This is a genomic window from Streptomyces sp. NPDC018947, from assembly GCF_044390505.1.
In the GTDB taxonomy this organism is placed as follows: domain Bacteria; phylum Actinomycetota; class Actinomycetes; order Streptomycetales; family Streptomycetaceae; genus Streptomyces.
Map to the genome: position 1 here is coordinate 222,942 of NZ_JBIRZD010000008.1, position 23,250 is coordinate 246,191.

Here is a 23,250-nt window from a genome sequence, read left to right on the forward strand (position 1 = left end):
GTTGTGCGAACTCTCCTTGGCCCCGGGTGGCCCCGTAGGACAGGATCGGCTCTCATGGACCTGCTGAACACGCTGGTGGACAAGGGGCTTCGGCGCGAGTCGCCGACCCGCGAGGAGGCGCTGGCCGTCCTCGCCACTTCCGACGACGACCTGCTCGATGTGGTGGCCGCGGCCGGCAAGGTGCGCCGGCACTGGTTCGGCCGGCGGGTGAAGCTCAACTATCTCGTGAACCTCAAGTCGGGCCTGTGCCCCGAGGACTGCTCGTACTGCTCGCAGCGGCTCGGTTCCAAGGCCGGGATCCTCAAGTACACGTGGCTGAAGCCCGACGAGGCCTCCGAGGCCGCCGCCGCGGGCGTGGCCGGTGGCGCCAAGCGGGTGTGCCTGGTGGCCAGCGGGCGCGGGCCCACCGAACGGGACGTGGACCGGGTCTCCGAGACGATCAGGGCCATCAAGGAGCAGAACGAGGACGTCGAGGTGTGCGCCTGCCTGGGGCTGCTCGCCGACGGCCAGGCGGAGCGGCTGCGCGAGGCGGGCGCCGACGCCTACAACCACAACCTCAACACCTCGGAGTCGACGTACGGCGACATCACGACGACGCACACGTACGCCGATCGGGTGGACACGGTCAACAAGGCGCACGGCGCCGGTCTGTCCGCCTGCTCGGGGCTGATCGCGGGCATGGGCGAGAGCGACGAGGACCTGGTCGACGTGGTCTTCTCGCTGCGTGAGCTGGACCCGGACTCGGTGCCGGTCAACTTCCTGATCCCGTTCGAGGGGACGCCGCTGGCCAAGGAGTGGAACCTGACCCCCCAGCGGTGCCTGCGCATCCTGGCGATGGTCCGCTTCGTCTGCCCGGACGTGGAGGTGCGCATCGCGGGCGGCCGTGAGGTGCACCTGCGCACGATGCAGCCGCTGGCGCTGCACCTGGCCAACTCGATCTTCCTCGGTGACTACCTCACCAGCGAGGGCCAGGCGGGCAAGGCCGACCTGGACATGATCGCGGACGCCGGTTTCGAGGTGGAGGGCGCCGGCGAGACGACCCTGCCCGAGCACCGGGTGGCGGACCGGGGCGGCTGCGGCTCGCAGGAGAGCGGCGGAGCCTGCGGTTCCGCCGGTTCCGCCCCTGCCGAGGGCGGCGGGGCCTGTGGATCCGCCCCCGTGACCGAGGCTCCCGCCAACGGGGCCCGCACCGACCTGGTCACCGTCCGCCGCCGTGGCGCCGGGACGGACCTCGCGCCCAATGCCTGAGCCCGCGCTGACGGTGGACGAGCTGCTGGCCCTCGACCGGCGGCACGTCTGGCATCCGTACGGACCCATGCCCGGACGGCAGGACCCGCTCGTCGTGGAGTCGGCGAGCGGGGTGCGGCTGCGCCTGGCCGGCGGCTCGGGCGAGCTGGTGGACGGGATGTCGTCCTGGTGGTCGGCGATCCACGGCTACAACCACCCGGTGCTGAACGAGGCGGCGCGCGAGCAGATGGAGCGGATGAGCCACGTCATGTTCGGCGGGCTCACCCACGAGCCCGCCGTGCGGCTGGCCAAGCTGCTCGTCGACATCACCCCCGACGGGCTCGAGCACGTCTTCCTCGCCGACTCGGGATCGGTCTCCGTCGAGGTCGCCGTCAAGATGTGCCTCCAGTACTGGCGTTCGCTGGGCCGCCCCGACAAGCGGCGCCTGCTGACCTGGCGCGGCGGCTACCACGGCGACACCTGGCAGCCCATGTCGGTGTGCGACCCCGAGGGCGGGATGCACGAGCTGTGGAGCGGGGTGCTGCCCCGTCAGGTGTTCGCGGACGCGCCGCCCGCCGCGTACGACGAGGCGTACGCCGAGCACCTGGCGTCGGTGATCGAGCGGCACGCCGACGAGCTGGCCGCGGTGATCGTCGAACCGGTGGTGCAGGGCGCGGGCGGGATGCGGTTCCACTCCCCCGCGTATCTGCGGGTGCTGCGCCAGGCGTGCGACGCGCACGGCGTGCTGCTGGTCTTCGACGAGATCGCCACCGGGTTCGGGCGCACCGGCGCCCTGTTCTCGGCGGACCACGCGCAGGTGACGCCGGACGTGATGTGCGTGGGCAAGGCACTGACCGGCGGATATCTGACGATGGCGGCCACGCTCTGCACGTCGCGGGTGGCCGAGGGCATCTCCCGGGGCGAGGTCCCGGTGCTCGCGCACGGGCCGACGTTCATGGGCAACCCGCTCGCCGCCGCCGTGGCCTGCGCGTCCATCGGGCTGCTGCTCGGGCAGGACTGGGCGGCGGAGGTCAAGCGCGTCGAGGCGGGCCTGCGCGAGGGGCTGGCGCCCGCCGCCGCGCTGCCGGGCGTGACGGACGTACGGGTGCTCGGCGCGATCGGCGTGGTGCAGCTCGACCACGCCGTCGACATGCGGGCGGCGACCGAGGCTGCCGTGCGCGAGGGCGTGTGGCTGCGGCCGTTCCGCGACCTGATCTACACGATGCCGCCGTACGTCACGGGCGACGCGGACGTGGCACGCATCGCCCGCGCGGTGTGCGCGGCGGCACGGGAGGGATGAGATGCCGGTACTGGTGATCACGGGGACGGGCACGGAGGTCGGCAAGACGGTGGCGACCGCCGCCGTCGCCGCGGCGGCGCTGGCGGCCGGCCGGTCGGTGGCCGTGCTGAAGGCGGCGCAGACGGGCGTCGGGCCCGACGAGCGCGGGGACGCCCAGGAGGTCGCGCGCCTCGCGGGCGCCGTCACGGCCGCCGAGGTGGCCCGCTATCCCGAGCCGTTGGCGCCGGGCACGGCCGCGCGACGGGCCGGGCGTGCCCCGGTGCGTCCCGGGGAGGTGGCGGAGGCCGCGGGCAAGCTGGCCACCGAGCACGACCTGGTGCTGGTCGAGGGGGCGGGCGGGCTGCTCGTCCGGTTCGACGAGGAGGGCGGCAGCCTGGCGGACGTCGCGGCCCTGCTGTCCGCTCCCGTGCTGGTGGTGGCGTCGGCGGGGCTCGGCACCCTGAACACGACGGAGCTGACGGCGCGTGAGCTGGGTGCGCGCGGTCTGGAGCCGGCGGGCGTGGTGATCGGGAGCTGGCCCGAGGAGCCGGACCTCGCCTCCCGCTGCAACGTGGCGGACCTGCCGGCCGTCTCCGGGGCGCCCCTGCTCGGCGCTCTGCCGGCCGGCGCGGGCGCCCTCGCCCCGGCCGCCTTCCGCTCCGCGGCCCCGCACTGGCTGGCCCCGCGCCTGCACGGCACGTGGGACGCGGAGGCGTTCCGGGCCCGGGAGGGGGCGTGAGGGGCGTTCGGGGGCGGTGACCGCGGAGCCCCGGCCGGGGGCGCGGGCGGGGCGGTCGGTGAGGCGCTCCGCGCTGCCGGCTGTCCTGTCCCGGGCCCTGGGCCTGCCTCGTGGACTGGGGCGGACGCCTGCGGCCCCCTCGCGGGAGGCCCGACGGGGCCGGCGGGCGGCTGTCGGGGGCGGAGGTCACAGGGTGCTCGGTGCTTCCCGGCGTCCCGTACGGGGGCGCCCCCGGTCGGCCCACCGGCGGGTACGGGGCCCGGCCGGGCGGCGTCCGTCCCTCGGCGGCAGCGGGCCGGGCGCGCGGGATGAGCCCGTAGAGGGAACGGGCCCGGCACACGGAACGGGCCGTCCGCCGTCGCGCAGGCGTGCTCGTCCGGCGGTGCGGGGCCGGACCGGTGGGCGAGGTGGGGGGCCGTGGGCAGGTGCGGGAGGCCCGGGCGGGGGACAATCGCCGTAAGGCGTCGCCCCGTGAGGGAGGTCCCATGCCGTCGCGATCCGTACGCTCCCGCGCCGTGCCGCAGGACGCCGTGCACCACCCGCTGTTCGCCCGGTACTACGCCCGGGCCAGCGTCACCGCCGAGACCCGGATGGGCGTGGCCCGGGTGCGCGAGCGGCTGCTCGCCGGGCTGTCCGGGCGGGTGATCGAGGTCGGCGCGGGCAACGGCCTGAACTTCGCGCACTATCCGGGCGCCGTCTCGGAGGTCGTCGCCGTCGAACCCGAGCGTTCCCTGCGCCGGCTCGCCGCGGAGGCCGCGCGGCGAGCCCCGGTCCCGGTCGACGTGGTGCCGGGTACGGCGGAGGCGCTGCCGGTCGAGAGCGAGGGCTTCGACGCGGCGGTGGTGTCGCTGGTGCTGTGCAGCGTCCGCGACGTGCCGCAGGCGCTCCGCGAGCTGCGGCGGGTGCTGCGGCCCGGCGGTGAGCTGCGGTTCTTCGAGCACGGGCGGGGCGGCGGGCGGCTGATGACCTTCACCCAGCGGGCCATGGACCGTACGGTGTGGCCGCCGCTGGCCGGGGGCTGCCATGTGTCCCGGGACCCGATCGGGTCACTGCGGGAGGCCGGGTTCACCCTGGGCCCGTACCGGCGGATGATGATGCCCGAGAAGGGACCGGTGCTGCCGATGTCGTACTGCGTCCTGGGCGCCGCCTGGCGACCGTCCGGGACGGCCGCGTAGGTCCGGTACGCGGTGCGCCACACGCTCCACCGGCGCAGTTCGCGGGCGATGTCCTCGACCGACGCCTCGCCGCTCTTGACCAGCAGGGCCAGGTGGCGCACCCGCTCGGGCGTGGTGGTCACCTGGAGTCCGCCGGCGACCGGACGGGCGTAGGCGACCGCGGAGGCGAACAGGGCGTCGGAGCGCTCCGGCGCGGGGACGCGGACGAGGAGCCGCAGCGGCGCCGCGGCGCGGGAGTGCGGGCCGTCGTGGACGGGGACACCGCATATCGGCGCGGTGGCGGGCGACGGCGGCGACGAGGGCGTCCCAGCCGGTGGCCCGCGGGTCTCCCGGGGGGCGCTGCTCGGCGAGCATCGGCAGCCGGGAGAGGTCGACGGTGAGTTGGCTCAAGGGCTCAGCGGCGGCTCCCGCCGGCCTCCTCGGCGACGACCTTCTCGTACTGCCGCGTGAAGTCCGCGGCGGCCTCCACGAAGGTGTGCCCGGCCTCGTCGGTGTCCTGGCGCACCGGCTCCTCGATGTACCGGTTGACGCTCGGCGAGGGCGCGGGCACCGCCGTGCTGGCGGTGCGCGGTCCCGGGTGATTGACTCGCCGGGTCCGAAGTCACCTGCCTGCGAGGAGAGTTCATGTCGCGTCCGTTCCGCTTCGGAGTCAACATGATGGCCTCCGCCCCGGCCGGGGAGTGGAGCGCGAAGTGCCGGCGGGCCGAGGAACTGGGTTACGACGTGATCCTGGTGCCGGACCACCTCGGCATGGTCGCGCCGTTCCCGGCGCTGGTCGCGGCGGCCCGGGCCACGGAGCGGCCCAGGGTGGGCACGTTCGTGCTCAACGCCGGCTTCTGGAACCCGGCGCTGCTCGCCCGGGAGGTGGCGACCACGGACGCCCTGACCGGCGGGCGTCTCGAGCTGGGGCTCGGCACCGGCTACGTGCGGGCGGAGCACGACACGGCGGGGCTGCCCTTCGGCTCGCCCGGCGAACGCGTGGACCACCTGCGGCGCACGGTCGAGGAGCTGGAGCGGCTGCTCGCCGACGAGGAGTACCAGCCGCGGCCCGAGCAGCGGGCCGGGGTGCCGCTGCTGATCGGTGCCAACGGCGACCGGATGCTGGAGCTGACCGCCCGGCACGCCGACATCGCCGCGTTCACGGGCGGCCGTACGGTGTCGGGGCACGCGACCGGGAAGCTCGCGCCCATCACGGCCGGTGAGCTCGACGAGCGCGTCGCCCGGTACCGGGAGCTGGCGGCGGACCGCGAGGAGCCGGCCGAGCTGAACCTGCTCATCCAGATGGTGGTCGTCACCGACGACCGCGAGGCCGCCGTCCGCCCCCTGCTGGAGCACGTGCCGCATCTGACCGACGACCAGGCGCTGGAGCTGCCCATCGTGCTGCTGGGCACCCTGGAGGAGATCACCGCGCAGGTACGGGCGCAGCGCGAGCGGTACGGGTTCACGTACCTGACGGTGCTGGAGCCGTACATGGAGGCCTTCGCCCCCGTGATGCGGGCACTGCGCGCAGGCTGACGGTCCGCATGCCGGAATTCCCGACGGGCCGCCCGGCGCGCGTGGTGGGATCGCGGCATGAGTGAGCTGCGGATACGGGCCGCCGGCCCCGAGGACCTGGACGCCGTGCTGGCCTTCTGGAAGACGGCCGCCGAGGGCACGAGCATCAGCGACGACCGGGACGGGGTGGAGCGGCTGATCACCCGCGACCCCGAGTCGCTGATCCTCGCCGAGCTGGGCGGGGAGACGGTCGGCACGGTGATCGCGGGCTTCGACGGCTGGCGCTGCCATCTGTACCGGCTGGCGGTGCACCCCGACCACCGGCGCCGGGGCATCGGCTCGGCCCTGCTCGACGCCGCCGGGGAGCGCTTCGTACGGCTCGGCGGGCGGCGCGCGGACGCGATGGTGCTGGTGCGCAACGAACAGGCGCAGCATGCGTGGCGGGCCGCCGGGTACGCGCCCGAGGAGCAGTGGCGGCGCTGGGTCAAGCCCCTCACCGGCTGACGGCCGCGCCCGGGGAAGGCGGTGGGCACCGGCGCATGGGCACATGCCGCGGCGCACGACATCGCGCGAACCTCCACGTCCTGTCCGATCATGGAATCGAGGTGACCCGATGACCGAAGTGCTCCTGCTGCTGGTGGCGATCCTGCTCTCGCTCGCGTGCGGCGCCTTCGTCGCCGCCGAGTTCTCGCTGACCACCGTGGAGCGCGGTGAGCTGGAGCGGGCCGCCGCTCGGGGCGAGCGGGGTGCGGCGAGCGCCCTGAAGGCCGTACGGAATCTGACGTTCCAGCTCTCCGGGGCGCAGCTCGGCATCACCGTCACCAACCTGGTGGTCGGCATGCTCGCCGAGCCGTCGGTCGCGGCGCTGATCGCGGGGCCGCTGCGCAGCGCGGGGATGTCGCGGTCGGCGGCGTCCTCGCTGGCGCTGGTGCTGGGCACGGCCCTGTCGACGGTCTTCCTGATGATCGTCGGTGAGCTGGTGCCGAAGAACTGGGCGATCTCCTCGCCGCTGGCCGTCGCCCGGCGGGTGGGCGGTCCGCAGAGCTGGTTCAGCACGGCGTTCCGGCCCTTCATCACCCACCTGAACAACACGGCCAACCGCGTCGTGCGCCGGCTCGGCGTGGAGCCCGCGGAGGAGCTGGCGTCGGCGCGCGGGCCGCAGGAGCTGGCGGCGCTCGCCCGGCACTCCGCGAAGGAGGGCGCGCTGGAGCCGGACACCGCCGAGCTGTTCGTGCGGACCCTGAACCTCGCCGACCTGACGGCGGAGAACGTGATGACCCCGCGCGTCCAGGTCGTCGCGCTGGACTGGCGGGCGACCTGCGAGGACGTGGCCAACGCGACGCGGGCGACCGGGCTGTCCCGGTTCCCGGTCTACCGGGACAGCCTGGACACGGTGGTGGGGACGGCCCACGTCAAGGACGTGCTGACGGTGCCCGCCGAACGTCGGCCCAGGGTGCCGGTGGCCGAGCTGATGCGCGAGCCGCTGCTCGTCCCGGAGACGCTGACCGTCGACCGCCTCCTGGACCGGCTGTCCGGGCGGCGCACCATGGCCGTGGTCATCGACGAGTACGGCGGGACGGCGGGCGTGGCCACACTGGAGGACATCGTCGAGGAGGTCGTCGGCGAGGTCCGCGACGAGCACGATCCGCACGAGGCGCCCGAGCTGGACCCGGCGGGCACCGACGAGCAGGGCCACGCGCTGTACTGGGCCGACGGCGCGGCCCGCGTGGACCGGCTCGCCCGGCTCGGCCTGCGGGTGCCGGAGGGCCCCTACGAGACGGTCGCCGGGCTGGTCGCGGCCCGGCTGGGGCACATTCCCGCCGTCGGGGACACGGTGGAGGTCGCCGGCTGGCGGCTGGACGTCGTGGACGCCGCGGGGCGCCGGGCCGCGCGGGTGCTGCTGCACGCGCCGCTCGACGACGACCCTCCGGGCGGCGGCGACGCCGAGGACGGGGAGGGAGGACGGTGACCGCCGTACAACTGCTGATCGGTCTGGCGACGCTCGTCGTCAACGCCTTCTTCGTGGGCGCCGAGTTCGCGCTGATCTCGGTGCGCCGCAGCCAGGTCGAGCCGTACGCCGAGGAGGGCGACCGGCGGGCGAAGAGCGTGCTGTGGGGGCTGGAGCACGTGTCGGCACTGCTGGCGGCGGCCCAGCTCGGTATCACGCTGTGCACCCTGGTCCTCGGCATCGTCGCGGAGCCGGCGATCGCGCATCTGCTGGAGCCGGTGTTCCACGCGGTGGGCGTGCCGGCCGGGGCGGGGCACGCGGTGTCCTTCGTGATCGCGCTGGCGCTCGCGACGTATCTGCACATGCTGCTCGGCGAGATGGTGCCGAAGAACATCGCGCTGGCCGAGCCGGTGCACAGCGCGCTGCTGCTCGGGCCGCCGCTGGTGGGGCTGTCCCGGGCGCTGCGGCCGGTGATCTTCACGGTCAACGCCTTCGCCAACACGCTGCTGAAGCTGCTGAGGGTCGAGGCGAAGGGCGAGGTGGCGGCGACCTTCACGGACGCGGAGCTGGCCGAGATCGTGAAGGACGCCGGGGAGGCCGGCCTGATCGACGACCGGGCCCGGGAGCGTCTGCACGACGCCCTGGAGCTGGGGCGGCGGCCGGTGCGGGACGTGGTGCTGCCGCTGGAACGCGTGGTGCACGCGCGCGTGGGCATCACACCGGAGCAGTTGGAGCGGCTGTCGGCCGACTCCGGGTTCTCCCGCTTCCCGGTGGTGGACGACGGGCGGCGCATCGTGGGCTATCTGCACGTCAAGGACGCCCTGGACGCCTCCCCGCGGGATCTGCCGTTCCGGCTGCGGGACATGCGGCCCATCGCCCGGGTGCGGGAGAGCACACCGCTGGACGACGTGCTCACCGCGATGCGGGGCAGCCGCACGCACCTGGCGGCGGTGCTCGGTTCCGACGGGCGGCTGGCGGGGCTGGTGACCATGGAGGACGTGCTGAGGGAGCTGTTCGGGCGGCGCCCCTGAACCCGCACCGCGGGGGCGACCGACCGGCGGGTATGTGCCAGGGGCTACCATTTCTGTCGCCATGCAGACGAATCCCACCCACACCAGCCTCGTCGCCGTCGGCGACTCCTTCACCGAGGGCATGTCCGACCTGCTGCCCGACGGCTCCTACCGGGGCTGGGCCGACGTCCTCGCCGCGCGGATGGCCGCCCGCACGCCCGGTTTCCGGTACGCGAACCTGGCCGTGCGCGGCAAGCTGATCGGGCAGATCGTCGACGAGCAGGTGGACGTCGCCGCTGCCATGGGCGCCGATGTGATCACGCTGGTCGGCGGACTGAACGACACCCTGCGGCCCAAGTGCGACATGGGGCGGGTGCGGGATCTGCTGACGCAGGCCGTGGAGCGGCTCGCGCCGAACTGCGAGCAGCTCGTGCTGATGCGCAGCCCCGGCCGCCAGGGCCCGGTGCTGGAGCGGTTCCGGCCGCGCATGGAGGCGCTGTTCGAGGTCATCGACGACCTCGCCGCCCGGCACGGCGCCGTGGTCGTCGACCTGTACGCGGCGCCCTCGCTCGCCGACCCGCGCCTGTGGGACGTGGACCGGCTCCATCTGACCGCCGAGGGGCACCGCCGGGTCGCGGAGGCCGTGTGGCAGGCGCTCGGCCACGAGCCGGAGGACCCCGGCTGGCACACGCCGATGCCGGCGACGCCGCCGCCGGGCTGGCTGCTGCGCCGCACCGAGGACGTCCGGTTCGCCCGCCGGCACCTGCTGCCCTGGATCGGCCGCCGGCTGACGGGCCGCTCCTCCGGGGACGGCCTGCCGCCCAAGCGCCCGGAGCTGCTGCCCTTCGAGGACCTGGCCTGACCCGCGGCCGCCCGGCGGGGCCTTCGTGCCATCCGACGAACGACCCCGAGCCGGCCCTCGGCCCCGGCCCGGTGGCCCCGGACGCGCGGAGCCTCGTGGGGCGAACCGGGGCCGGGCGCCTCGGGAAGCGCGGCTGCCGGCCGACGGCACCCCCGCGGTGGCCGGGAGGGGACGCCGTCGGCCGGCCGGGCGGGCCGCGTCAGGCGGCCAGCATGCCCGACGCGTCGATCACCTGACGGATCGCCCGGCCCGAAGCCAGCTCCTCCATCGCCGCGTTGATGTCGGCCAACGGCAGGGTGCCCGTGTGCATCCGCTCCACCGGCATCAGACCGGCCCGCCACAGGTCCAGGAATCGGGGTATGTCGCGGCGCGGAACCGCGTCACCCATGTACGAGCCGAGCAGGGACTTGCCCTCGCCCGCGAACGCCAGGGCCGGGACCTCCAGCACCCGGCCGGGGGCCGGCAGGCCCACCGAGACGGCCTTGCCGCCCCGGGCCAAGGCCGTCAGGCACTGGGCCATCACCTCGGGGCTGCCCACCGCCTCCACCGCCAGCTCGGCTCCGCCTCCGGTGAGTTCCCGGATGCTCTCGACCGCTTCGCCGGGCGCGTACGCGTGGGTCGCGCCCAGTCGGAGGGCCAGCTCGCGCTTCTCCCGGACCGGGTCGACCGCGACGATCGGATACGCGCCCGCCGCACGGGCGCCCAGCACCGCGGACAGACCCACGCCGCCCAGGCCGTAGACCACCGCCGACTGGCCGGGGCGCAGGGCCGCCGTGTTGATGACGGCTCCGGCGCCGGTCAGCACCGCGCAGCCGAACATGGAGGCCACGGTGAACGGGATGTCCTTCGGGATCGGCACCACCGATTCCTGGGCGAGCACGGCGTGCTCGGAGAACGCGGAGACGCCGAGCTGGTGGTGGACCCGGGCACCGGAGGCGTCGGTCAGCAGCGACGGGCCGTGCAGCAGCGCACCCGATCCGTTCGCCGCGGCCGCCTGTGCGCACAGGGCGGGCCGGCCCGCCGCGCAGTCGGCGCAGAAGCCGCAGCTCGGCACGAAGACCAGAGCCACGTGGTCACCGGGGCGGACCCGGCCGACACCCGGTCCGGTGTCCTGGACGACGCCCACCGCCTCGTGGCCCAGCACCATCGGCAGCGGGCGGACCCGGTCGCCGTTGACGACCGAGAGGTCCGAATGGCAGAGCGAGGCGGCCGCGATCCGCACCAGCACCTCGCCCTCTCGCGGGGCGCCCAGCTCCAGTTCCTCCACCTCCACCGGACGGGTGTCGCCGTAGGGGCGGGCCGTGGACACGCCGCGCAGCACCACCGCACGGGTCTTCATGCCCGCACCTCCGGGCGCGGGGCGCAGCGCAGCACCTCACGGGTCTCCAGCAACGGGACCACCGTGCCGAGAACGATGTCCTGGAAGTGCGGGGTGGCGCAGTGTGCGGCGAAGTCCGCTTCGGAGGCGTACTCCTCGTACAGCACGATCGTCCGCGGGTCCTCGGTGCCCTGGTGGACGCGGTAGGCGAGGTTGCCCGGCTCCTGTCGGGAGGCGGCGGCCATGGTGTCGAGCAGGGGGAGGACGGTGTTCTCCTCGCCCTCCTTGGTGCGGTAACGGGCGACGACGACGTATGACATGGGAGGTCTCACTCCTGGGGTGGTGCGGCGGGCCTCTTCAGGGCGGAGGGCGGGACGGGCGGCACCTCGTCCCGGCGCAGGTGCCAGAGGCGGGGGTCGGACGTGGCGGCGGCGACGGACCCGAGGGCCAGCGCGAGCGCCACGTCCGCGGGGGTCTCCACGAAGCCCGCGGCGACCGACGGGGACATCGCGCGCTGTGCCTGCGCGCTCATCCGGGCGACGATCGGAGCGGGCATGATTTCGACCAGGTCCGGCGCCCCGCGCGAGATCGCGTCCGTGGAGCGGCGCAGGTTGGACCGGTCGGTGACGAACACCTTCATCATCGTCAGCAGGCCGAGTGGCCGCCCCTTCTCTATCAGCGAGAGCCGGGTACTGACCACGCCGTGGGCACCCATGTTCTTGATGAACTCCAGCGCGCCCCGGTCCTGGGCCAGACCGGGGCTGCTGTCCACGTTCACGAACACGGTCTTCCCGGCCCGGCCCAGCGCCGGCACGACCTGGGGAAGCTGCCCCACCGCGAGCGACGCGACGATGCACACCCTGGCCGGCGCGGTCAGGAACTGCCGCAGCGGCTGGGTGCCGACGACCGACGCGACGACCGGGACCTCGGCGAACACGGACGCGAGCCGGGGGTCGAGTGCGGCGCCTGATCGGGACGGGAAAGAGGTCATGGCAAGGGCCTACCTGGGGATCAAGGGTTCCGTGGCGGCTGAGGTCAGCTCAGCGGAGAGGTACCGAATGGGCTGGGAAGGCCCAGCTTGCCAGGGTTGAGAATGCCGGCCGGGTCCAGGGCGTTCTTCACCGCGACGAAGGTCGCGAAGCCCGCGCCGAGGGATTCCTCCAGGTAGGGGCCGCGCAGCAGACCGCAGCCGTGGTGGTGGCTGAGCGCCGCGGCGTGCTTGACGAGCACGGCGTTGGCCGCGTCCCACACCGCTCGGTACCACGCGCGGCGTGACTCGGGCGCCACGTTCCCGCGGAGCGAGAAGTAGACGCAGGCGCCGTCGGTGTACGCGTGCGACTGGTGGGCCGAGGCGGCCAGGGTGCCGTCCACCCCCTGGATGGCGGCGACCACCTCGTCGTAGATCACCGGGAGGTCGGTCCAGGACGCGGCCATCTCCAGGGTGTCGGCGACGAAGCCCGGACCGGGCGTGAAGCCGTCGGCGGACTTGCCGACCAGCATCCGCTCGTCCAGCCAGCGCTCGAAGACGGCCCGGCTGTCCAGCTCGGGGCCGTACTCCTCGCAGATCTCCTTCGCCACCCCGATCGAGGCGTCGACGATCGCCGGGTCGCCCTCGTCGGCGATGAGCAGGAGGTTGGTCTCCGGGTGGCCGAAGTGGGTGCCCGACTCCAGGGTGTCGTACAGGCGCAGGACGGCCGGGGTGGCGCCGCGCTGCATGATCCTGCGGCAGGCGTCCAGGCCCTCCGCGAACGTCCTGAAGCCGTAGGCGGCGGCGGAGGCGTACTCCGGCAGCGGGTGGACCCGCAGCCGGGCCGAGACGATGACGCCCAGGGTGCCCTCGGAGCCGACGAAGAGCTGGCGCAGGTCCGGTCCGACCGCGGCGCGGGCGTAGTCGCCGTAGGTGGCCCGCGTGCCGTCGGCGTGCACGACGTCGACGCCGACGACCATGTCCTCGATCTTGCCGTACCGGGTGGAGAGCTGGCCGGCGCCGCGGCAGGCGATCCAGCCGCCGACGGTGGAGACGGCGAACGCGGAGGGCCAGTGGCCGGTGGTGACGCCGTACTCCTCCTGCAGTTGCTTCTCGAAGAGGTCGCCGAACATGCCGGCCTGGACGTTCACGATGTTCGACTCGGCGTCGAAGCCGATGATCCGGTTCAGACCGCAGACGTCCAGGACGACGCCGCCGAAGACGGGGAGCGCGGCGCCGGTGACGTTGGAGCGGCCCGCGGACGGGGTGACGGGAATGCCGGCCTCGTGACAGATCCGCAGCACGGCCGCGACCTGGTCGGGGTCGGCGGCCTCGACGATCACGGCGTTCGGGGTCGCGGGGCGGCCCTCGGTCTCGCCGATCATCGATCCGGCCCACCAGTCACGGGTCCGGGTGACGACCTCCTCGCGGGAGGTGTGCACCGCGTGCGCGGCCTCGCGCAGCGCCTCGACCACGGTCCCGGGAACCTCGACCGGGTCCTTCTGGAGCGCGGGGGCGCCGTCGCCGACCGGGGTGTTCTGCGCCCACTTGGCGAAGCTGGGGGCACCGACGGTGTAGTTGCCCCGGTTGAACGGGTGGGTGATGGTCTGACGGCTGATCATGCTGCTGCCCCTTCGAGGAGTACGGACTTTTCGTGACGGACTGCTGCGAGGTACTCGGCGACCGAGCGCTCCACCTCCGCTTCCGTGAGGTTCAGTTCCCGGCCGAGGATCGCGCCGACGGCCTCGGCGGCGTCGACGGAGGCGTCCCGGGCGAACAGCCGGGCGCGTGTACGGCGGGAGAGGACGTCGTCGACCGACCGGGCCAGCTCGGCGCGGGCCGCGTACACGACCTCGGCCCTGGTGTACGGGAGTCCCGCGACGATCGGCTCGGCCAGCGAGGGGTCGTCCTGGATGAGGTCGCCGACGAACCGGGCCTCGGTGCCGAAGCGCTCGCCCAGGTGCGCGGCGATGCCACCGGACGCGGCGACGGCCTCGGCGTCGTAGCCGGCGCCGCCGAGGAGCGGGAGGTCGGTGGTGCGGCTCCTCCCTCTGCGCCCGAGCACCGTCATCACCTTGTCGATGACGAGTTCGCCCATGTGCCGGCTGGTGGTGAGCTTGCCTCCGGTCACCGTCACCATGCCGGTACGGCCGATGGTGATGTGGTGGTCGCGGCGCATGTCCAGGGTGGCCCCCTCCTTGCCGCCGACCAGCGGACGCAGACCGCCGATGGAGCCGACCACGTCGTCCGGGGTGAGCTTCCCCTCGAAGGCGGTGTTGGCGCCCTCCAGCAGGAAGTCCATCTCCTCGCGGGTGCAGTGCACGTCGTCCGGGGAGCCCTGGTAGTCCTCGTCGGTGGTGCCCAGTACGACGCTGTTGCCCCAGCGGGTGCAGGTCGCGCGGCGGGCCCGGCCGGGGATCGGCACGGTGACCGTGCAGTTGATCCGCACCTTGTCCCACGGCACCACGATGTGGACGCCCTTGGCGGGCCGGACCTGCGGCTTGTGGCCGTCGTCCGCCTTCGCGTCCAGTTCGTCGGTCCACACCCCGGTGGCGTTGACCACGGCTCGGGCGCGGATGTCGATGGTGTCGCCGTCCGCCGAGACCCGGGCGCCGGACACCTTGCCCGTCCGGGTCAGCAGGCCCTCGGCCTTCGCCCCGTTGAGGACGGTCGCCCCGAGCGCGGCGGCGGTGCGGACGACGGTGAGGACGAGGCGGGCGTCGTCGGTGCGGGCGTCGAAGTACATCAGCCCGCCCTTGAGGTTCTCGGCGCGCAGCGTCGGCGCCTGGGCGAGGACCTCGGGAACGGTGAGCCGCTGGTGGAGCTTGCCGATCCGCCATCCGCCGACCAGGTCGTACGTCCACAGCAGACCTTCGAAGCCCTTGGCCAGCCGGGCGTCGAAGACGCCCTCCTTCTCCAGTATCGGAAAGAGGAACGGCAGCCGGTGCACCAGGTGCGGGGCGTTCTTGCGGAAGCGGTGACGCTCCAGGAGCGAGTGGCGGACCAGGTTGACGTTGCCCTGCTCGATGTAGCGCAGGCCGCCGTGCACCATCTTCGACGACTTCGACGAGGTGCCGGAGGCGAAGTCGTCCTTCTCGACCAGGGCCGCGCGCAGCCCGCGCGAAGCGGCGTCGAGCACGGCGTACGCCCCGGTGATGCCACCGCCGACGACGAGCACGTCGTACGTGTCGTCGGCCAGCCGGCGCTTGAGGGCCGCCCGGTCGAGGAGCAGGGGCGTACGGCGGGTCGCCGCGGCGTCGCGCCGCGGTTTCCGGGCGGGCATGGTGATCACAACATCAACTCCTGGTGTTCCGGTTCGGCGGCCCGGGCGTCGTGTGCGGGCCGACGGTGCGACGACCGGGGCCGTCAGTGGGGGGTGCGAGGTTCGGGCGCGGCCTCCCGTGCGGGGAGCAGCGCGGGGTCGTTCAGGTGGGCGATCAGCACGTCGCGCCAGGCGGCCCGCTGCCCGGCGCGCTCGGCCGCCGTGATCGACGGCTCGAAGACCCGGCCGTGCGGCTGTGCCTCGACGACCTCTTCGAGCGAGGACCACAGGCCCTGGGCGACCCCGGCCAGATAGGCGGTGCCGCGCAGGCTGGCGGTGGCGGAGTCGGCGACCCGTTCCAGGGGCAGGCCGGTCAGGTCGGCCTGGATCCGCATCAGCGGGTCGCTGCCGGAGACGCCCCCGCCGACCCGGAGCCGGGTGAGCGGCGTGCCCATGGTGTCGGCGACCCCCTCGATCAGGTCGCACACCGAGTGCGCGATCCCGTCGAGCACGGCGCGGGCGAGGTCGGCACGCGTGGTGGCGAGGGTGAGCCCGGTGAGGGAGGCGGTGGCCTCGGGGTGCCAGACCGGCGTTCGGACCCCGGCGAGCGCCGGGACGAAGCGCGGTGTGCGGCCCGGCCTGGTGGGAACCCGGCCGGCTTCCTCACCGAGTTCCTTCGGCGAGGCGAACAGTCCCAGGTCGTCGCAGAGCCAGCGCAGCGCCGAACCAGCGGTGGAGGTGTACGCCTCGAGGCTGTAGTGGGTGACGTCTCCCTGCCGCCGGCCGGGGTGGGCGAGCACCCCGGAGATGTCCGGCCGGGGCAGCGCGGGCGTGGTGCCGGTCGCGGCGTCGACGAACGCGCCGGTCCCGTAGACGCACATGCCCTGCCCGGCGGCGAGCCCGCCGAGTGCGACGAGCGCGGCGTGCTGGTCGCCCATGGACGCCGCCAGCGGGACGGCGATGCCGAGGGCGGCCGGGTCGGTCGTGCCGAACCCGGCGTCGTCGGAACGGAGTTCCGGCAGCAGGTCGACGGGGAAGCCGAGGTGGCCGATCCATTCCTCGTCCCAGGCGTGGCGCTCCAGCAGGTAGCCGCCGGTGGACGCGGCGTTGGTCGGGGTGGTCGCGTACACGGTGCCGCCGGTGAGGCGCCAGATCAGCCAGGTGTCGACGGTGCCGAAGAGCAGCCGTCCCGCCCGGTGCGCGTCGGCGACCCCGGGGTGCGTGGCGATCTGCCGGGCGGCCCACAGGAACGGGGAGCGGGCTCCGACCGGCCGGCCCTGCCGGGCCAGCAGGGGGGCGTCCCACTCCGCTTCGTACGCCGTGAGCTCGTGCGCGTACCGCCGGTCCTGCCAGACCACGGCGGGCAGCAGCGGCCGTCCGGTGACCCGGTCCCACAGCATCGCCGTGGCCCGCTGTGTGGAGAGCGCGACCGCGGTGATCCCGATGCCCTCCTCCCCGGCCCGGCCGACGGCCCGGCGCGCCACCTCGAGGGTGGCGGTCCAGATCTCCATGGGGTCCTGCTCGACCGAGAGGTCGTCCGGGTGGCCGACCTCGATCGAGCGGTAGAACACCTCGTGGGCGGCGCCCGAGTCGAGGACGACTCCGGCCCGGGTGCCCGTGGTGCCCTCGTCGATGGACAGCACACCACGCCGGGGGCCGGCGCCGGGGAACGTCTGCGTCATTGCAGCCCTTTCATTGCGGGCATCGCGAGCGAGCCGTACGGAGGGATACGAGGAGGAGGGGAGGACCGCGCGGTGCGGCGGGTCAGCGCGCGGTCACGGAGTGGGCCGCGGCCGTGTCGCGGACCCGCCCCGCGGCTTCGTCGGGCGAGGCCGCCTTCGTCGGGTCCCACTTGATCATCAGGCAGGTGATCAGGCCGAGCAGCGGCACGACGGAGAGCACCAGGAACGTGTCGGCGAGTCCGAGCGATTCCTTGATCTGCGGGAACAGGTACAGCCCGGCGACACTGCCGAAGCTGCCGACCATCCCGGTGATACCCGTGCCCAGTGCGCGGATGTCACTGCTGTAGGAGAGTGCGGCAATGGATTTGCCGTTCGCGCCGGGTCCCGCCGAGTGACAGAGAATGAACAGCACCGGCAGCAGGAATGCCACGGCCGTGGGCACCTTCTCGAAAGTCAGTCCCATCGCCACCAGGGCCACGAAGACCCCGGCGAAACCGGCGGCGGAGCTGAGGCGCAGTCCCATGCGGCGGCCGAAGTAGGCGGACAGCAGCCCGCCCGCGATACCGAAGGCGTTGAACACCATCGAGCCGACGGTGGCCTTCTCGAAACTCTCGCCGAAGATCGCCAGACTGATCAGTGGCAGGTACCAGCCGACCGCGAAGTACTGCATCGACTGCCCGAGCGAGATCACCGAGGAAAGGATCGTGCGCGGCAGGTACTCCCCCTTGAACAGGAGGCCCGCCTGGCGGAAGCCGACGGCGGGTTCCGCGGCGCCGGCGCGGGTCGTCTCGTCGGGAGCACCGGCGACGGCCTTGATCCCGTAGATCCGGTCCAGGTTGGCGACCGACTCCTCCAGCCGCCCCTTGCTCGCCAGCCAGGTGGGGCTCTCCTTGAGCATCAGCGCCTGGCCCAGCAGCAGCGCGGCGGCGACGACCGCGGCCGAGCCGACCGACCAGCGCCAGATGTCGGCGCCGACGTCCAGGTTGAAGAAGACCAGGGCCAGCGCGAGGTTGCTGGTGGTGGCGACGTACCAGACGGCCTGCCACAGGTTCAGCCGGCCGCGCAGCTTCGCCGGCGTGTACTCGGCGAGCAGGGCCATGGCCACCGCGAAGTCGATGCCGTACGCGACACCCACCAGGACTCGTCCGAGCCAGACGAGGGTGAAGTCACCGGCGAACGCGGCGAGGAGGGCGCCCGCGATCGCGAACACCTTGGCGATGAGCAGCGGGGGAACGCGGCCGATGCGGGTGGCGAGCCAGCCCCCGAACGGGTTGAAGACGATGGCCAGGGCCGGAGCGGTGGCCGTGAGGATCGAGACCTGGGTGCTGGTGAGCTCCATCTGGGACGTCATCGGCCCCAGGCCGGCGCTCAGCGCCGCGTTCGAGTAGGCGTCGAGGAACAGCCCGCCGAACACGAGGAGCCAGATGACGTGCGCCCTGCCGGTGATCTTTCCCAGCCCATCGATGAGCGCACCGACGTCGGCGACGCCTTTGACGCTCGGACGTTGTGCCATGAATCCGCCTTCGAGGAAGACCCATCGGCGGCACGGGAGGGAACGAAAAAAGGCACGACGAAACCACCGACAGGTGGTCTGTGTCTATGCCTGTCAAAACACTGCGGAAAGCGCCGCAGCACGTGAACCACTGGAACTACCGAGTACGCAGTGAGATTAAGAACGGGCCCGGAGAAACGTCAAGGGTTTCAGCCAGGTTACCGAAACGTGACGGGTCCGAACTGGGGCCGCTGCGACGGCCCCGGGAACGGTAGCCCAGCCCGGAAGGCGTCCGACCTGGGCTTTCCGCACCGCGTGACCGTTCGGAGCCTCCTGGGACGCCGGGTAAACTCCGTACACGTGACTTCCGCTCCCGCCAAGCCCCGCATCCCGAACGTCCTCGCCGGACGCTACGCCTCCGCCGAGCTCGCCACGCTCTGGTCGCCCGAGCAGAAGGTGAAGCTCGAGCGGCAGCTCTGGCTCGCCGTGCTGCGCGCCCAGAAGGACCTCGGCATCGAGGTGCCCGACGCCGCGATCGCCGACTACGAGCGCGTCCTGGACCAGGTCGACCTGGCTTCCATCGCCGAGCGCGAGAAGGTCACGCGGCACGACGTGAAGGCGCGGATCGAGGAGTTCAACGACCTCGCCGGGCACGAGCACGTGCACAAGGGCATGACCTCCCGCGACCTGACGGAGAACGTCGAGCAGCTCCAGGTCCGGCTGTCGCTGGAGCTGATCCGCGACCGTTCGGTGGCCGTCCTGGCCCGCCTCGGCAAGCTGGCCGGCGAGTACGCCGAGCTGGTCATGGCCGGCCGCTCGCACAACGTGGCCGCCCAGGCCACGACGCTGGGCAAGCGCTTCGCCACCGCCGCCGACGAGCTGCTCGTCGCGTACGGCCGGGTGGAGGAGCTGCTCGGCCGCTACCCGCTGCGCGGCATCAAGGGCCCGGTCGGCACCGCCCAGGACATGCTGGACCTGCTCGGCGGGGACGCGGGCAAGCTCGCGGAGCTGGAGCAGCGGATCGCCGCGCACCTGGGCTTCTCGCAGGCGTTCACCTCGGTCGGCCAGGTCTACCCGCGCTCGCTGGACTACGAGGTCGTCACCGCGCTGGTGCAGCTCGCCGCGGCGCCGTCGTCGCTGGCCAGGACGATCCGGCTGATGGCGGGCCACGAGCTGGTCACCGAGGGCTTCAAGCCCGGCCAGGTCGGCTCCTCCGCGATGCCGCACAAGATGAACACCCGCTCCTGCGAGCGCGTCAACGGCCTCATGGTGATCCTGCGCGGCTACGCGTCGATGACCGGCGAGCTGGCGGGCGACCAGTGGAACGAGGGCGACGTGTCCTGCTCGGTGGTGCGCCGGGTCGCGCTGCCGGACGCGTTCTTCGCGCTGGACGGCCTGCTGGAGACGTTCCTGACCGTCCTCGACGAGTTCGGCGCCTTCCCGGCCGTCGTGGCCCGCGAGCTGGACCGCTATCTGCCGTTCCTCGCCACCACCAAGGTGCTGATGGGCGCGGTGCGGGCCGGCGTCGGCCGCGAGGTCGCCCACGAGGCGATCAAGGAGAACGCGGTGGCCTCCGCGCTGGCGATGCGCGAGCAGGGCGCCGAGCGCAACGAGCTGCTCGACAAGCTGGCCGCCGACGAGCGCATCCCGCTGGACCGGGAGCAGCTCGACGCCCTCATGGCCGACAAGCTGTCCTTCACCGGTGCCGCCGCCGATCAGGTCGGCGTCGTCGTCGGCCGGATCGAGGAGATCGTCAAGCAGCACCCGGCCGCCGCGGGCTACTCGCCCGGAGCGATCCTCTGACCCGCTTCACCCGCGCCGAACTGGAGGCCGCCCGCGACCGTCTCGTACCGGACGTCGTCGCGGACGGCCTCCGCGTGCTGTTCTGCGGCATCAACCCCGGCCTGCTGTCCGCGGCGACCGGCCACCACTTCGCCCGTCCGGGCAACCGGTTCTGGCCCGTGCTGCACCTGTCCGGCTTCACGCCCCGGCTGCTGAAGCCGTCGGAGCAGGAGGAACTGCTGTCGTACGGGCTCGGCATCACCAACGTCGTCGCGCGGGCCAGTGCCCGGGCGGACGAGCTGACGGCCGAGGAGTACCGGGAGGGCGGCCGGCACCTGGCGCTGAAGGTGGCGCGGCTGCGGCCGCGTTGGCTGGCCGTGGTCGGTGTCACCGCCTACCGGGCGGCGTTCGACGACCGGCGGGCCCAGGTCGGGCCGCAGGAGCGGACGATCGGGGGCACGCGGGTGTGGGTGCTGCCCAATCCGAGCGGACTGAACGCGCACTGGACGGCGGCCACGATGGCGGAGGAGTTCGCCCGGCTGCGGGCCGCGGCGGACGGGGAGGTCCAGGTCCCGCCGTTCGGATCACGCCGCGGAAGCGGGACCGGGGCGTAGCCGGTTCCCCGCGGCCTGGTCCGAACGACGCGCCCCGGGCCGACGCGGCGGACGCGGGAATCCGGGCCCGCCGGCTCCCGGAGACGGGCCGCACCGTCGCGGCGGACGCGCAGGCCCGGGCGGTCTCCCGAGCGGCGCGCGCGGTGCGGGCGTTGGTCGTCATGGCGGTGGCTCGTCCGTGACGACCGCCAGGAGCTGTATCTCGTCCGTCTCGTCGCGGTCCGCGACGGCCAGCGCGACCCAGCGGGCCGTTCCCCGCGCCTCCCAGAGGTACGCCACGCGCGCGCGTGCGCTGAGGGCGGCCCACGGCTCGGGTATCTCCTCCCCCTCGGTGCGCAGCAGGACCGTCTGGAGGTTCCAGGGGTCCGTCTCGCCCCAGCGTGCGGCGAGGCGTTCGCAGAGGGCGTCCCGGTCCTTCTCGTACTGCCCGGACGTCAACGCCCGTTCCGCACCGTCGCCGCCGCGCAGGCCGTGGCTGCTCTCCAGCGCCACGACGAAGCACCCGGGACCCGCCGTGCCGCCGTGCGACGGGCCGTGCTCCGCCGGGAAGGGCCGGAAGCACAGCTCGTCGATGACCGCGATGTGCCGCGCGATGTCCATGCCGTCCAGTAAACCGGCCGCCACTGACAATTGGCGGGGCGTCAGCGGCCCCCCGGCTCAGGCGTCCCGGCGGCTCAGCCGCCAGGCTCCCGCCAGGACGGCCGCCGCCGTCCACAGCCCGGTCACCGCGAGGCCGGTCCACGGGCCGAGGGTTCCGTCGGGCGTCTGGTACAGCACCACTTGGCCCGCCCGGTCCGGCAGGAAGTCGGTGGCGCCGCCGGCCACGTCCCCGATCACGAAGGAGACGACGAGGATGAACGGGATCAGCGTGGACAGGGTGGCCACACCGCTGCGGAACACCACGGTGAGACCGGCCGCGAACAGGGCCATCAGCATGACGTAGACGCCGCAGCCCACGACCCCGCGCACCTGCTCGCCCGCGGTGAGCCCGCTCGCCGCCGTACCGAGCCCGGCGCGCGCCGCGAGGAGGGCGGCGAGGGCGCTGACCAGCCCCACGGCGAGGGACGGTACGGCGATCGCCACCAGCTTGGCCGCGAACCACCGCCCGCGCCGGGGCACGGCGGCCAGGGAGAGCCGGATGCCGTTGCCGTGGTACTCCGAGGAGACGGCCACGGCGCCGAAGGCGATGGCGGCGATCTGGCCGGGCATCACCCCGGACAGGGCCATGAACAGGGGGTCGAAGTCCGGGTCGGAGGTGTCGGACACCCCGGCCAGCGCGGAGAAGGCCGTCGTGACGGCGAACACGGCCAGCAGTGTGCCGTACAGCGAGCGCAGGGTGCGCACCTTGAGCGCCTCGGAGCGGAGCACGGGCGTGAACTGCATGGTCAGACCTCCTGAGGCTGGGCGGGCGGTGCGGTGAACTCGGTCTCGGCGGCGGTCAGGTCCAGGTAGGCCTGCTCCAAGGTGCCCTCGTCCGAGGCGAGTTCGAGGATCGGGACGCCCGTGCCGGACAGGGCCCGGCCGATGTCGTCCACGCGCGCGTGGTCCACCGTCCAGGACCCGTCGTCGTGCTGCACGGCGTCGTGTCCCCGGCGGGCGAGGGCGGCCCTCAGGGCGGTGGCGTCCGTCGTGCGGATCCGGACGCGGGGCCGCACGCGCGCGTCGATGAACTCCCGCATCGGGGTGTCGGCCAGCAGGCGGCCCCGGCCGAGGACCACCAGGTGCTCGGCGAACGACGCGGTCTCGTTCATCAGATGACTGGAGACCAGGACGGTGCGCCCCTCGGCCGCGAGCCGGCGCAGCAGCTCCCGGATCCAGATGATGCCCTCGGGATCCAGCCCGTTGGAGGGCTCGTCCAGCATCACCACACCGGGGTCGCCCAGCAGCGCGGCGGCGATGCCCAGCCGCTGGCGCATGCCCAGGGAGTACGTCCTCACCCGGCGGCGCGCCACCGACGCGATGCCCGTCTCCTCCATCACCTCGTCGACCCGGCGCGCGGGGATGCGGTTGCTCGCCGCCAGGACACGCAGATGGTCCCGTCCGGTGCGCGAGCCGTGGGCGGCGTTCGCGTCGAGCAGGGCGCCCACGTGGCGCAGCGGCTCGTCGAGGGAGGCGTAGGGGTGTCCGCCGACGGTTGCGGTGCCGGAGGTGGGCCGGTCGAGGCCGAGGACCAGCCGCATGGTGGTGGACTTGCCGGCGCCGTTGGGGCCGAGGAATCCGGTGACGCGGCCGGGGCGCACGGTGAAGGTGAGGTCGTCGACGGCTCGTCGGGTGCCGTACTCCTTGGTGAGGTTCTGGACGTCGATGCTGGTCATGGCAGCAGCGTGCCGTCCGGTGAGGGGGCGGGGCCTCCCCCGCCGGTGGAGATCGTCTCCCCCGGGCGGGGGAGGCCGTGCGTC

Annotated in this window: 21 protein-coding genes and 2 pseudogenes; 11 read left to right on the top strand and 12 right to left on the bottom strand. The window is 73.6% G+C overall.

Going from position 1 to position 23,250, the window contains the following annotated elements:
* Positions 1-54: 54 nt before the first annotated feature.
* The 4 genes from bioB (at position 55) to ACH499_RS17605 (ending at position 4,420) form a co-directional block, all read left to right on the top strand.
* Positions 55-1,248 carry a biotin synthase BioB gene (gene bioB, locus ACH499_RS17590; protein WP_399016695.1) on the top strand — a complete coding sequence of 398 codons (1,194 nt, stop codon included), beginning with the start codon at positions 55-57 and terminating at the stop codon, positions 1,246-1,248.
* Complete coding sequence (locus tag ACH499_RS17595) at positions 1,241-2,527, top strand: adenosylmethionine--8-amino-7-oxononanoate transaminase (RefSeq protein WP_399016697.1); 1,287 nt, start codon at positions 1,241-1,243, stop codon at positions 2,525-2,527. Before bioB ends, ACH499_RS17595 begins: the two co-directional genes overlap by 8 nt.
* Position 2,528: 1 nt before the next feature.
* Positions 2,529-3,245, top strand: coding sequence for a dethiobiotin synthase (gene bioD / locus ACH499_RS17600; protein ID WP_356204275.1), 717 nt, complete (start codon positions 2,529-2,531; stop codon positions 3,243-3,245).
* A 485-nt stretch (positions 3,246-3,730) separates the two neighbouring features.
* Positions 3,731-4,420, top strand: coding sequence for a class I SAM-dependent methyltransferase (locus ACH499_RS17605; protein ID WP_399016699.1), 690 nt, complete (start codon positions 3,731-3,733; stop codon positions 4,418-4,420).
* Between the two features lie 20 nt (positions 4,421-4,440).
* On the opposite strand, the pseudogene ACH499_RS17610 reads toward ACH499_RS17605, so the two are convergent.
* Positions 4,441-4,810, bottom strand: a pseudogene (locus tag ACH499_RS17610) (fic family toxin-antitoxin system, toxin component); the annotation flags it as partial.
* Between the two features lie 4 nt (positions 4,811-4,814).
* Complete coding sequence (locus ACH499_RS17615) at positions 4,815-4,970, bottom strand: hypothetical protein (RefSeq protein WP_399016701.1); 156 nt, start codon at positions 4,968-4,970, stop codon at positions 4,815-4,817.
* A 74-nt stretch (positions 4,971-5,044) separates the two neighbouring features.
* Between ACH499_RS17615 and ACH499_RS17620 the strand changes: the two genes are divergently transcribed.
* The 5 genes and pseudogenes from ACH499_RS17620 (at position 5,045) to ACH499_RS17640 (ending at position 9,734) form a co-directional block, all read left to right on the top strand.
* Complete coding sequence (locus ACH499_RS17620) at positions 5,045-5,935, top strand: LLM class F420-dependent oxidoreductase (protein WP_399016703.1); 891 nt, start codon at positions 5,045-5,047, stop codon at positions 5,933-5,935.
* A gap of 24 nt (positions 5,936-5,959) precedes the next feature.
* Positions 5,960-6,418: pseudogene (locus tag ACH499_RS17625) on the top strand (GNAT family N-acetyltransferase); the annotation flags it as partial.
* 109 nt (positions 6,419-6,527) lie between these two features.
* Positions 6,528-7,883, top strand: coding sequence for a hemolysin family protein (locus tag ACH499_RS17630; protein ID WP_399016705.1), 1,356 nt, complete (start codon positions 6,528-6,530; stop codon positions 7,881-7,883).
* Entirely contained in the window at positions 7,880-8,893 is a 1,014-nt protein-coding gene (locus ACH499_RS17635; protein ID WP_399016707.1) for a hemolysin family protein, read from the top strand. The genes ACH499_RS17630 and ACH499_RS17635 overlap by 4 nt, the downstream gene beginning before the upstream one ends.
* Before the next feature lie 61 nt (positions 8,894-8,954).
* Positions 8,955-9,734 carry an SGNH/GDSL hydrolase family protein gene (locus tag ACH499_RS17640; protein ID WP_392832381.1) on the top strand — a complete coding sequence of 260 codons (780 nt, stop codon included), beginning with the start codon at positions 8,955-8,957 and terminating at the stop codon, positions 9,732-9,734.
* Positions 9,735-9,933: 199 nt separating this feature from the next.
* On the opposite strand, the gene ACH499_RS17645 is transcribed toward ACH499_RS17640, so the two are convergent.
* The 7 genes from ACH499_RS17645 to ACH499_RS17675 all read right to left on the bottom strand — a co-directional run bounded on the left by ACH499_RS17645 (position 9,934) and on the right by ACH499_RS17675 (position 18,476).
* On the bottom strand, positions 9,934-11,073 hold the full coding sequence (locus ACH499_RS17645) for a zinc-binding dehydrogenase (protein WP_399016709.1): 1,140 nt from the start codon (positions 11,071-11,073) through the stop codon (positions 9,934-9,936).
* Positions 11,070-11,372, bottom strand: coding sequence for a putative quinol monooxygenase (locus ACH499_RS17650; protein ID WP_356204260.1), 303 nt, complete (start codon positions 11,370-11,372; stop codon positions 11,070-11,072). The genes ACH499_RS17645 and ACH499_RS17650 overlap by 4 nt, the downstream gene beginning before the upstream one ends.
* A gap of 8 nt (positions 11,373-11,380) precedes the next feature.
* Complete coding sequence (locus ACH499_RS17655; protein WP_399016712.1) at positions 11,381-12,043, bottom strand: glycerol-3-phosphate responsive antiterminator; 663 nt, start codon at positions 12,041-12,043, stop codon at positions 11,381-11,383.
* A 44-nt stretch (positions 12,044-12,087) separates the two neighbouring features.
* A complete protein-coding gene (locus tag ACH499_RS17660; RefSeq protein WP_399016714.1) occupies positions 12,088-13,641 on the bottom strand; it encodes an FAD-binding oxidoreductase in 1,554 nt (517 codons plus the stop codon).
* Positions 13,638-15,311: a glycerol-3-phosphate dehydrogenase/oxidase gene (locus ACH499_RS17665; RefSeq protein ID WP_356204254.1), complete on the bottom strand. Its 1,674-nt coding sequence runs from the start codon at positions 15,309-15,311 to the stop codon at positions 13,638-13,640. The genes ACH499_RS17660 and ACH499_RS17665 overlap by 4 nt, the downstream gene beginning before the upstream one ends.
* A gap of 74 nt (positions 15,312-15,385) precedes the next feature.
* A complete protein-coding gene (locus ACH499_RS17670; protein WP_399016716.1) occupies positions 15,386-16,963 on the bottom strand; it encodes an FGGY family carbohydrate kinase in 1,578 nt (525 codons plus the stop codon).
* An 82-nt stretch (positions 16,964-17,045) separates the two neighbouring features.
* Entirely contained in the window at positions 17,046-18,476 is a 1,431-nt protein-coding gene (locus ACH499_RS17675) for an MFS transporter (protein WP_399016718.1), read from the bottom strand.
* Positions 18,477-18,815: 339 nt separating this feature from the next.
* Between ACH499_RS17675 and purB the strand changes: the two genes are divergently transcribed.
* Together purB and mug are read left to right on the top strand one after the other, a co-directional pair.
* Positions 18,816-20,258 carry an adenylosuccinate lyase gene (gene purB, locus ACH499_RS17680; protein ID WP_399016720.1) on the top strand — a complete coding sequence of 481 codons (1,443 nt, stop codon included), beginning with the start codon at positions 18,816-18,818 and terminating at the stop codon, positions 20,256-20,258.
* Positions 20,255-20,851, top strand: coding sequence for a G/U mismatch-specific DNA glycosylase (gene mug, locus ACH499_RS17685; RefSeq protein ID WP_356204304.1), 597 nt, complete (start codon positions 20,255-20,257; stop codon positions 20,849-20,851). The genes purB and mug overlap by 4 nt, the downstream gene beginning before the upstream one ends.
* A gap of 159 nt (positions 20,852-21,010) precedes the next feature.
* Here mug and ACH499_RS17690 read toward each other — a convergent pair whose 3' ends face one another.
* Genes ACH499_RS17690 through ACH499_RS17700 form a run of 3 tightly spaced genes read right to left on the bottom strand, consistent with a single transcriptional unit; the run spans position 21,011 to position 23,166 of the window.
* Positions 21,011-21,451 carry a hypothetical protein gene (locus tag ACH499_RS17690; protein ID WP_356204246.1) on the bottom strand — a complete coding sequence of 147 codons (441 nt, stop codon included), beginning with the start codon at positions 21,449-21,451 and terminating at the stop codon, positions 21,011-21,013.
* 57 nt (positions 21,452-21,508) lie between these two features.
* On the bottom strand, positions 21,509-22,234 hold the full coding sequence (locus tag ACH499_RS17695; protein WP_399016722.1) for an ABC transporter permease: 726 nt from the start codon (positions 22,232-22,234) through the stop codon (positions 21,509-21,511).
* A gap of 2 nt (positions 22,235-22,236) precedes the next feature.
* A complete protein-coding gene (locus ACH499_RS17700; RefSeq protein WP_399016724.1) occupies positions 22,237-23,166 on the bottom strand; it encodes an ABC transporter ATP-binding protein in 930 nt (309 codons plus the stop codon).
* Positions 23,167-23,250 lie beyond the last annotated feature (84 nt).

Coding starts and splice junctions, on each gene's coding strand:
- ACH499_RS17660 (WP_399016714.1), bottom strand. CDS start 13,641: ATGATCAGCCGTCAGACCATCACCCACCCGTTCAACCGGGGCAACTAC.
- ACH499_RS17620 (WP_399016703.1), top strand. CDS start 5,045: ATGTCGCGTCCGTTCCGCTTCGGAGTCAACATGATGGCCTCCGCCCCG.
- ACH499_RS17650 (WP_356204260.1), bottom strand. CDS start 11,372: ATGTCATACGTCGTCGTCGCCCGTTACCGCACCAAGGAGGGCGAGGAG.
- ACH499_RS17700 (WP_399016724.1), bottom strand. CDS start 23,166: ATGACCAGCATCGACGTCCAGAACCTCACCAAGGAGTACGGCACCCGA.
- ACH499_RS17605 (WP_399016699.1), top strand. CDS start 3,731: ATGCCGTCGCGATCCGTACGCTCCCGCGCCGTGCCGCAGGACGCCGTG.
- ACH499_RS17670 (WP_399016716.1), bottom strand. CDS start 16,963: ATGACGCAGACGTTCCCCGGCGCCGGCCCCCGGCGTGGTGTGCTGTCC.
- ACH499_RS17630 (WP_399016705.1), top strand. CDS start 6,528: ATGACCGAAGTGCTCCTGCTGCTGGTGGCGATCCTGCTCTCGCTCGCG.
- ACH499_RS17640 (WP_392832381.1), top strand. CDS start 8,955: ATGCAGACGAATCCCACCCACACCAGCCTCGTCGCCGTCGGCGACTCC.
- bioD (WP_356204275.1), top strand. CDS start 2,529: ATGCCGGTACTGGTGATCACGGGGACGGGCACGGAGGTCGGCAAGACG.
- ACH499_RS17675 (WP_399016718.1), bottom strand. CDS start 18,476: ATGGCACAACGTCCGAGCGTCAAAGGCGTCGCCGACGTCGGTGCGCTC.
- ACH499_RS17695 (WP_399016722.1), bottom strand. CDS start 22,234: ATGCAGTTCACGCCCGTGCTCCGCTCCGAGGCGCTCAAGGTGCGCACC.
- ACH499_RS17595 (WP_399016697.1), top strand. CDS start 1,241: ATGCCTGAGCCCGCGCTGACGGTGGACGAGCTGCTGGCCCTCGACCGG.
- ACH499_RS17690 (WP_356204246.1), bottom strand. CDS start 21,451: ATGGACATCGCGCGGCACATCGCGGTCATCGACGAGCTGTGCTTCCGG.
- bioB (WP_399016695.1), top strand. CDS start 55: ATGGACCTGCTGAACACGCTGGTGGACAAGGGGCTTCGGCGCGAGTCG.
- ACH499_RS17655 (WP_399016712.1), bottom strand. CDS start 12,043: ATGACCTCTTTCCCGTCCCGATCAGGCGCCGCACTCGACCCCCGGCTC.
- ACH499_RS17645 (WP_399016709.1), bottom strand. CDS start 11,073: ATGAAGACCCGTGCGGTGGTGCTGCGCGGCGTGTCCACGGCCCGCCCC.